The sequence below is a fragment of the Amycolatopsis decaplanina DSM 44594 genome, assembly GCF_000342005.1.
Lineage (GTDB): Bacteria > Actinomycetota > Actinomycetes > Mycobacteriales > Pseudonocardiaceae > Amycolatopsis > Amycolatopsis decaplanina.
Genome location: NZ_AOHO01000055.1, coordinates 338,285 through 351,691 on the forward strand (window position 1 = coordinate 338,285; position 13,407 = coordinate 351,691).

A 13,407-nucleotide genomic window follows, 5' to 3' on the forward strand; every position below is an offset into this window, starting at 1 on the left:
GCGAAAAGGGGCTGGGCCGATATCCGGCTCAGCCCTCTTTCGATGCCGGATCAGCCTCCGATCGAGTTCACCGGGATTCGCTGGACGGCCGCGGATGGGCCGGCGGTGTGAACCGCGTGAACAACGGCGACATGGCCTTTTCCCCGCCCTGCGGGTCGAACAGATCCGGCACGAGCCGGTAAGCGGACCCGAGTGCGGTCGCGGCGGCGGTGAGCCGGCGCGGATCGGTGGACGGCCAGCGGCCGTCGTCCACCCGGGACAGCAGGGTGCGCAGCAGGACGATCTCCTCGGCCGCGTTGAACGAGCAGTGACCGCCCCGGCTGACGTAGGTCTGCCGCAGCAGGCCGGGGTCACCATTCCGCCGGACCTGGTCGCCGTACCACCGGGCCTGCCCCGCGACAGCGCCGCCGTCGCCCGTGGTGTGCGCGGTCAGCACGGGTGACGGCGTGGTCCCGCGCGCCACGGTGTGGCGGTGCAGGTACGCACGTGCCTCCGGGTCCGCCGAAATCCGCGGGGCCGCGGCGAGCCGGTCCAGGTCGGCTTCCGGATCCATGCCTCCCGCCCGGTAGGCGTGCCGGACCAGATCGAGCCCGGTGGAGCGGGTGAGCTGACGCCGATAGTCGATCCCGGTGTTCGAGGACGGGTTCCCACCGGCCCGGCGCTCGATTTCGGGACGTGCGGCCGGTCCGTAGCCGTACAGGTAGGCCCCGGTGACCCACAGCGCCTGCTGGGCGAGGCGGTCGGCGGGCACCGTCGGCTCCGGTTCGTGCGCGAGCGCCCAGCCCGGGATGGCGCCCAGCGCTCCGGCCAACGCGATCCGAGCCCGGCCGGCATCGGTCTTCTGCGCCTCGGCCACGACGGCTTCGAGCGCCGCCTGCGCGGCCTGCGGATCACGAGGCCGGACCAGGTCGATGTCCGCGTCCGGCGCCAACAGGGTCTTGAGCGCGAAAAGCATGTCCAGCGCGCTGTTCCACGTGCCGTTCACGTCGTACTCGCCGCATTGGGTCAGTACGCCGTCGAAACGGCCTGGGTTGTTCTCGGCCAGCTTCAATGAGATCACGGCGCCCATGGACATCCCGCTGGTGACGGTCCGGCGAGGTCTGCCCACGGTGGCCTGGAACCAGTCCAGCAACGCGATCTGATCGGTCAGCGCCTCCTCGATCGCGTGCCCGAAGACGCCTTTGTAGTTCGACGCGGCCAGCGCGTAGCCCTGGCCGAGCAGCCATTCCTCGGTCTCGGGCCGGGTGGCCAGCATGATCCGCTCGGGCTTCCACGGTTCCACATAGAGCCCATGGCTGTAGAGCACCAGCGTGCCGTTCCAGCGTTTCGGCACTTTGACCAGGAAGTCCGCTCCGTCGATCGTGCCCTCGTGGGTACGCCAACGGTTTTCGGCGGCCGCCGGAGCGGCGCTGAACAGCGCGCCGAGAAGGAGCGCGACGAGCACGGTGACGAGTGTCCTGCGCAGGTAGGTCATACCGGGCAAATTAGGTGACCAAATGGTCACATGTCAATGCGGTATTCCGCCCTTCGCAACCAGGTGACTACTTGCGGGGGATGATCAGGAGCGGCGGGTGCGGGTCTCGGCACGCAGGAACCGGACGTCGAAGAACGCGACGACGGTGGAGCAGACGGCCGCCACCAGACCGAGGTAACGGCCGAGGCCGGACCCGATCTCGATGCCGGCGGCGGAGAGGATCCCGCGCTGGTCGGCGTCGAACTGCCAGTCGAGGGTGGTCCAGCCGAGCACCATCAGCAGTAGCGCGCCGATGGCCGCCATCAGCCACAGATGCGGCAAGCCCGCGCGGCGGACGGCGTCGACGCGGCCGAACAGCACGACGGCGAGACCGGGCAGGAACAGGAGGAAGAGTGGCGCCCAGGCGAGGAAACCCGAACGCCACGCGTCACGTGTGACGTCGCCGGCGGGCAACGTCGTCAGCGCGTCCTCGATCTCCGGGCGCGACGCGGTCAGCGTCGTCCACGGAAGGAACAAGGCCACCAGCGCGAGCAGCCCGGCCGCGAGGCCGAGCCACTCACGCCAGGTGACCTTCTTCAAAGCGAGATCAGGCACCGACTCGCTCGACGATCAGTTCGCGCACGCGCTTGGCGTCGGCCTGGCCCTTGGTGGCCTTCATGACCGCGCCGACGATCGCCCCGGCCGCGGCCACCTTGCCGCCGCGGATCTTCTCGGCGACGTCGGGCTGCGCGGCCAGCGCCTCGTCGACCGCCGCGATGAGCGCGGAGTCGTCGGAGACGACCTTCAGGCCGCGCTTCTCGACGACCTCGGACGGCGAACCTTCGCCGGCGAGAACGCCCTGCACGACCTCCTTGGCCAGCTTGTTGGTCAGCTCGCCGGCGTTGACCAGCGCGATGACCTCGGCCAGCTGTGCCGGGGTGATCGCCAGCTCCGCCAGTTCGATCTCACGGGAGTTGGCCTCCTGCGCCAGCGTGTTGACCCACCAGCTGCGGGCCTCGTCCGGCGTCGCGCCCGCCTCGACGGTGGCGGCGACCAGATCGACCGCGCCGACGTTGAGCAGGTCGCGCAGCGCCTCGTCGGTCAGGTTCCACTCGCTCTGGATGCGCTTGCGGCGCTCCGACGGCATCTCCGGCAGCGTCTTGCGCAGCTCCTCGACCCACTCACGGGTCGGCGCGATCGGGACGAGGTCGGGCTCCGGGAAGTACCGGTAGTCCTCGGCGGTCTCCTTGGTGCGGCCGGACGACGTGGTGCCGTCGGCCTCCTGGAAGTGCCGCGTCTCCTGCTTGATCGAGCCGCCCTCGGCGAGGATCGCCGCCTGGCGGGTCATCTCGTAGCGCACGGCGCGCTCGACGCTGCGCAGCGAGTTGACGTTCTTGGTCTCGGTGCGCGTGCCGAACTCGGTCGCGTCCTTGGCCATCAGGGAAACGTTCGCGTCGCAGCGCAGGGAACCCTGGTCCATGCGGACGTCGGAGACGTCCAGCGCGCGCAGCAGATCCCGCAGGGCGCTCACGTACGCGCGGGCGACCTCGGGGGCACGGTCACCGGTGTGCTCGATCGGCTTGGTGACGATCTCGATCAGCGGCACGCCGGCACGGTTGTAGTCGAGCAGCGAGTGCTCGGCGCCGTGGATCCGCCCGGTGGCGCCGCCGACGTGCAGCGACTTGCCGGTGTCCTCTTCCATGTGCGCGCGCTCGATCTCGACGCGCACGACCTCACCGTCGTCCAGTGTCACGTCGAGGTAGCCGTTGAAGGCGATCGGCTCGTCGTACTGCGAGGTCTGGAAGTTCTTCGGCATGTCCGGGTAGAAGTAGTTCTTCCGGGCGAACCGGCACCACTCGGCGATCTCGCAGTTGAGCGCCAGCCCGATGCGGATCGCGCCCTCGACCGCCTTGCCGTTCACGACCGGCAGCGAACCGGGCAGACCGAGGCAGGTCGGGCAGACCTTGGTGTTGGGCTCGCCGCCGAACTCGTTGGCGCAGCCGCAGAACATCTTGGTGTTCGTGTTCAGCTCGACGTGCACCTCGAGGCCCAGCACCGGGTCGAACCGCTCGATGACGTCGGCGTAGTCCATCAACTCAACCACGGCGGTCACTTCTTTCCTCCCAGCTCCGGAACCTCGTGCACCAGCGAGCCACCGTTGGCGGCGTCGCGCGCGACCTCGTAGGCGGCGCCGACGCGGTACAGCCTGTCGTCGGCCATCGCGGGAGCCATGATCTGCAGGCCGACCGGCAGGCCGTCCTCGTGCGACAGTCCACTCGGGACGCTCATCGCGGCATTGCCCGCGAGGTTCGCCGGGATGGAGCAGATGTCCGACAGGTACATCGCCATCGGGTCGTCGACGCGCTCGCCGATCTTGAACGCGGTGGTCGGCGTGGTCGGCGAGACCAGCACGTCCACCTTCTCGAAGGCGGCGTCGAAGTCGCGCGTGATGAGCGTGCGGACCTTCTGCGCCGAGCCGTAGTACGCGTCGTAGTAGCCCGAGGAAAGCGCGTACGTGCCGAGCATGATGCGTCGCTTGACCTCGGGGCCGAAGCCCTTCTCACGGGTCAGCGACATGACCTCTTCGGCGCTGTGCGCGCCGTCGTCGGACACGCGCAGGCCGTAGCGCATGGCGTCGAACCGGGCGAGGTTCGACGAGCACTCGCTCGGCGCGATCAGGTAGTACGCGGGCAGCGCGTAGGTGAAGTACGGGCACGACACCTCGACGACCTCGGCGCCGAGCGCGCGCAGCTGCTCGACGGCGGCCTCGAACGACCGCAGCACGCCCGGCTGGTAGCCGTCGCCGGCGAATTCCTTCACCACGCCGACGCGGACGCCCTTGAGGTCTCCGGTCAGGCCCTGGCGGGCCGCGGCGACCACCGGCGGGACCGGCGCGTCGATGGAGGTCGAGTCCATCGGGTCGTACCCGGCGATGACCTCGTGCAGCAGGGCCGCGTCGAGCACCGTCCGCGCGCAGGGGCCGGCCTGGTCGAGCGACGACGAGAAGGCGACGAGACCGTAGCGGGAGACACCACCGTACGTCGGCTTCACGCCGACGGTGCCGGTGACCGCGCCGGGCTGGCGGATCGAGCCGCCGGTGTCGGTGCCGATCGCGATCGCGGCCTCGAACGCCGCGATGGCCGCCGAGGAGCCACCGCCGGAGCCACCGGGGATTCGGGCGTGGTCCCACGGGTTGTGGGTCGGGCCGAACGCGGAGTTCTCGGTGGAGGAGCCCATCGCGAACTCGTCCATGTTGGTCTTGCCGAGCACCACGACACCGGCCTCGCGCAGCTTGCGCGTCACGGTGGCGTCGTAGGGCGGGATCCAGTTCTCCAGCGTCTTCGAACCGACGGTGGTGGGAATGCCCTTGGTGGTCAGCACGTCCTTGAGCGCCAGCGGGACACCGGCGAGCGCCGACTTCGGCGCCTTGCCCTCGGCGACGTCGGCGTCCACCGCGCGGGCCGCTTCGAGCGCGCCCTCGGTGTCGACGTGCAGGAACGCGTGGATGTGGTCGTCGACCTCGGCGATCCGGTCCAGGTGGGCCTGGGTGACCTCGACGGCCGAGACCTCACGGGACTGGATCTTCTCCGCCAGTTCGGCGGCGGTCAGCTTGATGAGTTCGGTCACTGTTCTTCTCCCAGAATCCGCGGCACCCGGAAACGCCCCTCTTCGCTGGCCGGCGCACCGGCCAGCGCCTGCTGCTGGGTCAGCCCCGGTCGGACCGTGTCCTCACGGAACACGTTGGTCAGCGGCACGGCGTGCGACGTGGGCGGGACATCCTCGCCCGCCACCTCGCTCACCTTGGCCACCGAGTCCAGGATCTGGTCGAGCTGGCCTGCGAAGACGTCCAGCTCCTCTTCGGTGACGGCAAGCCTGGCCAGCTTGGCGAGGTGTGCGACCTCGTCGCGGGAAATGTTGGGCACGCGGGTGACTCCCGGGGTGTGCTGTGCGGGTTCTGTCGGAAGCTGCAAGTCTATGGTGGCGGCGTCGGCGAACTCGACTGGGTTATGCCGCGGCCTGCGCTCCCATGTCGGGTAAGGAGTGCCTGGTTCGTTATCCCGCGCCCCGGACGTCGGGTCCCATTACCTCGTCCGGTCTGTCACAATCGGCGCCCGGCGTAGCGCGTTCCACGGCGAGGCTGGAACGCCTGAGGCGAGAGGGGCGCGTGTGTCGTTCCTGATCCGGGTCCAATTACCGGACACCCCGGGGACCCTCGGCGCGGTCGCCACCGCGCTCGGCACCGTCGGCGCCGACATCCTGAGCGTGGACGTGGTCGAACGGGGCGGCGGCGTCGCCATCGACGACCTCGTCGTCGAAATCCCCTCCGGCAGGCTGCCGGACGCGCTGATCACCGCCGCCGAAAGCGTCGACGGTGTCGAGGTCGACGCCGTCCGCCCGTACGCCGGGGTCCTGGACACCCATCGCGAGCTCGAACTGGTCGAGGAGATCGCCGCGAAGCCCGCTTCGGGGCTGGAGATCCTCGCCGAAGGTGTGCCGCGGATCATCCGGGCGGGCTGGGCCGTCGTCGTCGAGCACGCCGAGTCCGGCGCGGTGCGGCTGGCGTCGTCCAACGCCGCGCCCGAGACGCCGATCACCGACCTGCCGTGGCTGCCACTGGAACGCGCCACCATCCTCGACGCCGAGGAGGCGTGGGTTCCGGAGACGTGGAAGGAACTGGGGACCGAACTCGCGGCGACGCCACTGGGGAAGCCCGGGAAGGCGCTGCTGGTCGCGCGGCCGGGCGGGCCGAACTTCCGGGCCGCCGAGGTGGCGCGGTTGGCGCACTTCGCGGGAATCGTCGCCGTCGTGCTGGACAGCTGACCTTCGCGTTTCGTCCTCTGAATGCGGTGCTTGCGCGTGCGACCACAGCATTCAGAGGACGAAACGCGGTACCTACGTAAGCTCCAGGCGGTACGCGATCAGGGTCACCCCGGGATGCGGTTCCCAGTCCCGCTCGGACAGCCGCACGAAGCCGAGCCGCTCGTAGAGCCGGTGCGCCCGCGTCATCGTCACCAGGCTGCACAGCACCACCCTGTCCGCGGCCAGTTCCCGCGCCCGCGCGATGACCGCCCTGGTCAGCGCCTCGCCGATGCCGCGTCCGGTCGCCGAGGGGAGCACCCCGAGCATGCGGAACTCCAGTTCGCCCTCGCGGGACAGCTCGGCGAACTCGGTCCCCGGCCGGGCGATGGTGACCGTGCCGACGAGCGTGCCGTCCCCGTCCACCGCCACCAGCAGTTCGGCCAGCTCCGCCCGCCGGGCGGCGTCAAGGAGTTCAGCGGCGTAGCCCACTCCGTCGACGAGGTTCCGCTCCGCGGAGTACGCGGCCAGCGTGAGTTCCCCGACCGTCTTCAGTTCCCCGGGCCGGGCGGGCCGGATCTCCAGGTCACTCACCGCTCTCCTCGTCGCCGGTCGGCAACGCGAGCTCGGCCGCGGCCTCGGGGCCGCTTTCCAGCAGCACGCGGAAGCCGTTCTCGTCGAGCACCGGCACCTTCAGCTGGACGGCCTTGTCGTACTTCGTGCCCGGCGCGTCGCCGACGACGACGAACGCCGTCTTCTTCGACACCGAACCGGCGGCCTTTCCGCCGCGGGCCATGATGAACTCCTTGGCCTCGTCACGGGAGTAGTCGTTCAGCGACCCGGTGACGACGATGGACAGGCCTTCGAGGTTGCGCGGGACGGACTCGTCGCGCTCCTCCTCCATCCGCACGCCCGCCGCGCGCCACTTCTCGACGATCTCGCGGTGCCAGCCGACCTCGAACCACTCCTTCGCGGCCCGCACGATGGTCGGGCCGACACCGTCGACGGCGGCGAGCTCTTCTTCGGAAGCGTTCTCGATCCGTTCCAGCGAACCGAACTCCCTCGCGAGCGCCTGCGCGGCCGTCGGGCCGACGTGCCGGATCGAAAGCCCGACGATGACCCTCCACAGTGGACGGTCCTTGACGGTTTCCAGGTTCTCCAGCAGTTTGCGCCCGTTGGCCGACAGCTCTCCCACCTTGGTGCGGAACAGCTCGACCTGGAGCAGCTTCTCCTCGTCCAGGTCGAAGATGTCCCCCTCGTCGTGCACGACACCGGCGTCCAGCAGCGCCGCCGCGGCCTCGTACCCGACCACCTCGATGTCGAAGACGTTCCGGCTCGCCAGGTGGAACAGCCGCTCCCGCCGCTGCGCCGGGCAGAACTGGGCGTTGGGGCAACGGATGTCGATGTCGCCCTCCTTCTGATACGCCAGTTCGGTGTCGCAGCTGGGGCAGCGCAACGGCATGACGAACTCGTGCTCTTCACCGGTGCGCGCGTCGGCGACCGGGCCGAGCACCTCGGGGATGACGTCGCCCGCCTTGCGGATGACGACCTTGTCCCCGATCAGCACGCCCTTGCGTTTGACCTCTTCCTGGTTGTGCAGCGTCGCCATCGCCACCGTGGAGCCGGCCACCTTCACCGGCTCCATCACCGCGAACGGGGTGACCCGCCCGGTGCGGCCCACGTTGACCTGGATGTCCAGCAGGGTGGTGATCGCCTCTTCCGGCGGATACTTGTAGGCGATCGCCCAGCGCGGCGCGCGCGAGGTCGTGCCGAGGCGGCGTTGCAGCGCGACCTCGTCGACCTTGATGACGACGCCGTCGATCTCGTGCTCGGCGTCGTGGCGGTGCTCGCCCCAGTACCGGATGTGCTCCAGCAGTTCCTTGCCCGAACCGAGCACCTTGCTGTGCGGCGAGACCGGCAGGCCCCACGCGGCGAGAGCGTCGTACGCCTCGGACTGGCGCTTCGGCTCGAAGCCTTCGCGTTTGCCGAGACCGTGGCAGATCATCCGCAGGTTGCGGGACTTCGTGATCTTGGGATCCTTCTGCCGCAACGATCCGGCGGCGGTGTTGCGCGGATTCGCGTACGGATCCTTGCCCGCCTCGACCATCTTCGCGTTCAGCGCCAGGAAGTCCTCGACGCGGAAGAACACCTCACCGCGGACCTCGACCAGCGCGGGCACCGGGAACTCGTCCGTCCCGGTCAGCCGCTCCGGCACCTGCTCCAGCGTGCGGACGTTGAGCGTGACGTCCTCGCCGGTGCGGCCGTCGCCCCTGGTCAGCGCGCGGGTCAGGCGGCCGTTCTCGTACAGCAGGTTGATCGCGAGCCCGTCGATCTTCAGTTCGGCGAGGTACTTCGTCGCGCCGATCTCCTTCTGGACCCGCTCGACCCAGGCTTCGAACTCCTCGGTGTCGAAGACGTTGTCGAGGCTGAGCATGCGCTCGAGGTGGTCGTGCGCGACGAACTCGGTCGAGAACGTGCCGCCGACGTTCTGCGTCGGCGACTCCGGCGTCACCACCCCCGGATGCTCGTCCTCGATGGCCTGGAGTTCGTTGAGCAGCTCGTCGAACTGGCCGTCGGACACGATCGGTGAATCCAGCACGTAGTACCGGAACTGGTGGCCGCGGATCTCCTCCGCCAGTTCGGCATGCCTTTCACGGACGTCGGCAGGCACGTCGGTGACGTCCTGCGCGGGCTCGAGGTTTTCGGGAAGTTCGCTGCTCACGGGGGTAACCCTAGTCGGGGGTACCGACATTTCCGGACGTCGGCGAGCCGAGTCGGCCGATCACTTCGCGCAGTTCCAGCAGGGTCAGCTGCCCGTCCTCGGCCTCGCTCACCAGCTCGACCTTGCCCAGCCGTTCGGCCGCGACACGCTCACCCAGCGTGGCGTCCAGCGGCAGGAAGGTCATCGTCGTCCGGGTCTCCGGCGCGAGCTCCTCGATCAGCGGATGGAACACGGTGACATCCACCCGTCCGGCTGATTCGTCCACCTTCGCGGTCACCCGGACGTCGGCGAGCGCGATACGGGTCTCGCCGAGGTTGACGGTGACCTCACTCGGATCGGGGACCGGCGGCACGGAATCGTGGTACTCCCAGATCGCGTCCTCCGGCGGCGCCGCGGCCTTCCACGCGTCTGTGTACGGGCGCAGTTCCGGATCCTCCTGACCGGTCAGCACCAGCGAGTAGATCGCCCGGTGCCCACGATCGAGGGAGAAATGCAGCCTGGGATGCAGCGCCTCGACGATGGTGCAGAGGTCGTGTTCCACCCGGTGCGGTTCGCGGTCGCCGAGGGCGGCGCTGACCTCCGGCAGGAGCGCGAACCAGGCCTCCCAGAACGTCGCCGCCGCGGCGGCCGCGTCCTCGGGGACCGGCTGCTCCGGCCAGGCGGTGCGGGGGTCGGGAACGTCCTCGGACTTGCGGGAACGGCGGAACAAACGCATGACGGGCACGCTACCGCGCCGCTCACCAGCCTTCAGGCGGTTCGGTGAATGCCTTGCCCGACTCACGGCTGAGCGTGAGCGCGCGGCGCATCCACTCGGGAGTGGCGCCCGCGAGCCCGCACGCGGGAGTCGGCACGACGCGTTCGGCGAGGATGTCGCGGCGGAAACCGAGCCGGTCGACCAGTTTGAACACGGGCGAGACCACGTCACGCAACTCCACCGGCGCGCCGGGGTCGGTCGTGGGGACGAGTCCGAGCATCAGCGTCGTGCCGGAGTCCAGCGTCTCGCCGATTTCGTCGAGCAGCGCGGGCGAAGCGCCCTTCAGCAAGGCGAAGTCGAACGCGATCGCTTTCGCCCCCGCCGCGCGCAGCAACGAGATCGGCGGCTTTTCGGCGCAGCAGTGCACCGCGACCGGCTGACCGGTGATGCGCTCCGCACCGGAAATCACCGTCGACAGCAGTTCGCGGACCTCCGGCGCGGGCACCGCGGGAACGGTGCCGTAACCGGACGCCGTCGGGAGATCGCCGCCGAGGACCGCGGGCAGCGAAGGTTCGTCGAACTGGAGCACCACCGGCGCGCCGATGCGCGACCTCAGTTCCGCGACGTGCCCGGCCAGCCCGTCGAGCAGCGACTCGGCGAAATCGCGCAGCGCGCCCCGGTCGGTGAGGATCCGGTGCCCGCGCGGGAGTTCGACGTTCGCCGCGAGCGTCCACGGACCCGCGACCTGCGCCTTGAACACCGGCGGCGCGGCACCCGCCTTCTCCCTCGCCTCCTGGACCGCGTCGAGGTCCCAGCTCATCAGGTCGAGCGCCCGGCGGTGGTCGTGCCCGGGACGGGCGGTGACGCGGTAGCCGCTCGGCACCACCTCGACGGCGAGGTCGACCAGCAACGCCGCCGTCCGGCCGATCATGTCGGCGCCGACACCGCGGGCGGGAAGTTCGGGCAGACAGGGAAAATCGGGCAGTTCGCCGAACACGATCGAAGCGGCCTCGACCGGTTCGGTGCCGGGCAGGGAACCGATCGCGGTGGCCGCGCCAAGGGGCCAAGGTCGTTCGTTCACACCCGGATTCTCCCCTTGGTCCGACCTGACGAGGAGGCGGGGCACGGGAGGACACGGACATTCGACGCAATTGCCGTCGACAAGCCCGAGACGGCACCGAGCGCATTACGCTGACCTGCCATGACGAGCTCTCCACAGCCCGCCGGCTGGTATCCCGACCAGCAGAACCCCCGGATGTACCGGTGGTGGGACGGGCAGGCCTGGACCGCGAACACGCGGCCGTCGCACGACGCCGAGATGATCGAGCTGGACATCGAAGGCGCGGCCGACCCGAACAAGATCCGGGCGCAGGCGGCGAGGGGGACCCAAGGCCGTGCCACCGGGGTGGTCGGTGGCGGAACGCTGTTCTCCGAACCCGTGCTGGTGGTCAACCAGCGCGCGAAACTCATCGAGATGTCGAACGAGTTCGGCGTGTTCGACCAGAACGGCAACCGCCTGGGCGGCGTCGTCCAGGTCGGGCAGAGCACGTTGAAGAAGGCCATCCGGCTGCTCACGAACTACGACCAGTTCCTGACCCACCGCTTCGAAATCCGCGACGCGAACCACAGCACCGTGCTGAAGGTGACGCGGCCGGCGAAGGTGTTCAAATCCCGGTTCCTGGTGACGAAGGCCGACGACTCCCCCATCGGGGAGATCGTGCAGGAGAACGTCTTCGGCAAGATCCGGCTGGGTTTCGTGGTGAACGGCCAGAAGGTCGGCGGGATCTTCGCGGAGAACTGGCGGGCGTGGAACTTCGTGATCAAGGACCACGCCGACGTCGAGATCGCGCGGATCACCAAGACCTGGGGCGGTTTCGTGAAGGCCGCGTTCACCACCGCGGACAACTACGTCGTCGAGATCCACCGGCCACTGCGGGATCCGCTGGCCTCGATGGTGGTGGCGTCGGCGTTGACCATCGACACGGCGCTGAAGCAGGACGAGGGCTGACACGCCCGCAATTCGTCATCTGGTTGCGGTGGTTGCACACGCAAGGACCGCAATCAGATGACGAATTGCGCGTCGGGGCAAGTGACGCGGGTCTCACCTCACTCAAGTGGACACTCGGCTTCCGGCGGCACAAAGTGGAGGGACTGGGGCGGCACGCTGGAGTGCGTCCGGGACGGAGGTCACCATGGAGCCGTTGCCCGAAGACGGCGAACGGGACTGGGCCGAGCCAGGCGTCTACACGGTTTCGCCGGGAGTCCACCGGATTCCGCTTCCCCTGCCGCAGGACGCGCTGCGCGCGGTCAACGTCTACGTCGTCACCGACGGCAGCCGCCTGGTCCTCGTGGATTCGGGCTGGGCGCTGGAGTCGGCGCGCGAACGGCTTTCGCGCGGTTTGAAGGCGCTTGGTGCCGACCTCGGCGACATCGACGAATTCCTGATCACCCACGTGCATCGCGATCACTACACCCTCGCCGTGGAACTGCGCCGCGAATTCGGCGGCAAGCTCGGGCTCGGGAAGCGGGAAGAGGCGTCGCTGGTGCGCTCCGGCGATCCGGACCGCTTCCCGATGGAGGCACAGGTCGGCCTGCTCGAACGCTGTGGCGCGGGTCCCGTCGTCGAGGAACTCGCCCGCGCCTTCGGCGGTGCCCGGCACACCGAGGCGCATCTGTGGGAACAGCCCGACGAATGGCTCATCCCCGGCAAACGCGCGATCGTGCCCGGCCGCGAGTTCGACGTCGTGCACACGCCTGGCCACACGGACGGACACGTCGTCTTCGTCGACGACGCGGCGGGGCTGGTGTTCTCCGGCGACCATGTGCTGCCGCACATCACGCCGTCCATCGGGTTCCAGCCCGTGCCCACCGACCTGCCGCTGAGCGATTACCTCGACTCCCTGCGCCTGGTTCGCGAGATGCCGGACCGGCGCATGCTCCCCGCGCACGGCCCGGTCACCGACAGCGTCCACGCCCGCGTGGACGAACTGCTGGAGCACCACCGCGACCGGCTCGAAGTGATGGGCGGCGAGATCACAGCGGACGTCACGACGGCGTACGAGGTCGCGCTGCGACTGGGCTGGACACGCAAAAAACGCAAGCTCGACGAGATGGACCCGTTCAACCGGATGCTCGCCGTCCTCGAGACCGGTTCGCATCTGGATCTGCTGGTGGCCCAAGGGAAACTCACCGCGACCGAGGCCGAAGGGGTGCGACACTACACCTCATGATCATCCGTCAAGCGCGCCGGGAAGACATCGCGGCGATCGTCGGGATGCTCGCCGACGACCAGATCGGCAGCACTCGTGATTCGGCCGACGACCTCACGCCGTACCTCGAGGCGTTCGAACAGATCGACGCCGATCCGGCGCAACTGCTGATCGTCGCCGACGACGGCGGGGAGGCCGTCGGCACGCTCCAGTTGTCGATCATCCCCGGCCTGGCCAGGAAAGGCGCGCTGCGCGGGCAGATCGAGGCCGTGCGGGTGCGGGCGAGCCATCGCGGCTCCGGCCTCGGCGGCGAGCTGATGACGTGGGCGATCGACGAGTCGCGGCGGCGGGGCTGCGCCCTCGTCCAGCTGACGTCGGACGTGAAACGCGAGGACGCGCACCGGTTCTACGAGCGCCTCGGTTTCGAGGCGAGCCACACCGGCTTCAAGCTGAAGTTCTGACTCCCTCGCCGCAATTCGGCACCTGAATGCGGTAGTTGCACGCGCAAGGACCGCAACCAGGTGCCGAATTG

The 13,407-nt window shown here is 69.2% G+C and carries 13 protein-coding genes; 4 read left to right on the top strand and 9 right to left on the bottom strand.

All coding sequences use genetic code 11. From position 1 onward, the window contains the following. Positions 1-67 precede the first annotated feature (67 nt). The 5 genes from H074_RS18720 to gatC form a co-directional block, all read right to left on the bottom strand. Positions 68-1,474 (bottom strand): DUF6351 family protein, encoded by a 1,407-nt coding sequence (locus tag H074_RS18720; protein ID WP_007031614.1) that lies wholly within the window; start codon positions 1,472-1,474, stop codon positions 68-70. Positions 1,475-1,558: 84 nt separating this feature from the next. Continuing rightward, entirely contained in the window at positions 1,559-2,068 is a 510-nt protein-coding gene (locus H074_RS18725) for a hypothetical protein (RefSeq protein WP_007031615.1), read from the bottom strand. Next, entirely contained in the window at positions 2,061-3,566 is a 1,506-nt protein-coding gene (gatB, locus tag H074_RS18730; RefSeq protein WP_007031616.1) for an Asp-tRNA(Asn)/Glu-tRNA(Gln) amidotransferase subunit GatB, read from the bottom strand. Before gatB ends, H074_RS18725 begins: the two co-directional genes overlap by 8 nt. Continuing rightward, complete coding sequence (gene gatA / locus H074_RS18735) at positions 3,563-5,080, bottom strand: Asp-tRNA(Asn)/Glu-tRNA(Gln) amidotransferase subunit GatA (RefSeq protein WP_007031617.1); 1,518 nt, start codon at positions 5,078-5,080, stop codon at positions 3,563-3,565. Before gatA ends, gatB begins: the two co-directional genes overlap by 4 nt. Further along, positions 5,077-5,376, bottom strand: a complete 300-nt coding sequence (gene gatC, locus H074_RS18740; RefSeq protein WP_005162012.1) for an Asp-tRNA(Asn)/Glu-tRNA(Gln) amidotransferase subunit GatC — start codon at positions 5,374-5,376, stop codon at positions 5,077-5,079. Before gatC ends, gatA begins: the two co-directional genes overlap by 4 nt. A gap of 244 nt (positions 5,377-5,620) precedes the next feature. Here gatC and H074_RS18745 point away from each other — a divergent pair, with 244 nt between their 5' ends. Then, positions 5,621-6,274, top strand: coding sequence for an ACT domain-containing protein (locus tag H074_RS18745; protein ID WP_007031618.1), 654 nt, complete (start codon positions 5,621-5,623; stop codon positions 6,272-6,274). Positions 6,275-6,346: 72 nt separating this feature from the next. Here H074_RS18745 and H074_RS18750 read toward each other — a convergent pair whose 3' ends face one another. The 4 genes from H074_RS18750 to H074_RS18765 are packed head-to-tail and all read right to left on the bottom strand — an operon-like array spanning position 6,347 to position 10,747. Then, on the bottom strand, positions 6,347-6,844 hold the full coding sequence (locus tag H074_RS18750) for a GNAT family N-acetyltransferase (RefSeq protein ID WP_007031619.1): 498 nt from the start codon (positions 6,842-6,844) through the stop codon (positions 6,347-6,349). Continuing rightward, positions 6,837-8,972 (bottom strand): NAD-dependent DNA ligase LigA, encoded by a 2,136-nt coding sequence (gene ligA, locus H074_RS18755; RefSeq protein WP_007031620.1) that lies wholly within the window; start codon positions 8,970-8,972, stop codon positions 6,837-6,839. The genes H074_RS18750 and ligA overlap by 8 nt, the downstream gene beginning before the upstream one ends. A 10-nt stretch (positions 8,973-8,982) precedes the next feature. Continuing rightward, positions 8,983-9,687: a hypothetical protein gene (locus H074_RS18760; protein WP_039922772.1), complete on the bottom strand. Its 705-nt coding sequence runs from the start codon at positions 9,685-9,687 to the stop codon at positions 8,983-8,985. A 22-nt stretch (positions 9,688-9,709) separates the two neighbouring features. Continuing rightward, complete coding sequence (locus H074_RS18765; protein ID WP_007031622.1) at positions 9,710-10,747, bottom strand: methionine synthase; 1,038 nt, start codon at positions 10,745-10,747, stop codon at positions 9,710-9,712. A gap of 120 nt (positions 10,748-10,867) precedes the next feature. On the opposite strand from H074_RS18765, the gene H074_RS18770 reads away from it, so the two are divergent. The 3 genes from H074_RS18770 (at position 10,868) to H074_RS18780 (ending at position 13,336) form a co-directional block, all read left to right on the top strand. After that, entirely contained in the window at positions 10,868-11,674 is an 807-nt protein-coding gene (locus tag H074_RS18770; RefSeq protein ID WP_039922773.1) for an LURP-one-related family protein, read from the top strand. A gap of 184 nt (positions 11,675-11,858) precedes the next feature. After that, positions 11,859-12,896, top strand: coding sequence for an MBL fold metallo-hydrolase (locus tag H074_RS18775; protein WP_007031624.1), 1,038 nt, complete (start codon positions 11,859-11,861; stop codon positions 12,894-12,896). Further along, entirely contained in the window at positions 12,893-13,336 is a 444-nt protein-coding gene (locus tag H074_RS18780) for a GNAT family N-acetyltransferase (RefSeq protein WP_007031625.1), read from the top strand. The genes H074_RS18775 and H074_RS18780 overlap by 4 nt, the downstream gene beginning before the upstream one ends. Positions 13,337-13,407: the final 71 nt, after the last annotated feature.

Coding starts and splice junctions, on each gene's coding strand:
- H074_RS18720 (WP_007031614.1), bottom strand. CDS start 1,474: ATGACCTACCTGCGCAGGACACTCGTCACCGTGCTCGTCGCGCTCCTT.
- H074_RS18760 (WP_039922772.1), bottom strand. CDS start 9,687: ATGCGTTTGTTCCGCCGTTCCCGCAAGTCCGAGGACGTTCCCGACCCC.
- H074_RS18770 (WP_039922773.1), top strand. CDS start 10,868: ATGACGAGCTCTCCACAGCCCGCCGGCTGGTATCCCGACCAGCAGAAC.
- H074_RS18775 (WP_007031624.1), top strand. CDS start 11,859: ATGGAGCCGTTGCCCGAAGACGGCGAACGGGACTGGGCCGAGCCAGGC.
- H074_RS18780 (WP_007031625.1), top strand. CDS start 12,893: ATGATCATCCGTCAAGCGCGCCGGGAAGACATCGCGGCGATCGTCGGG.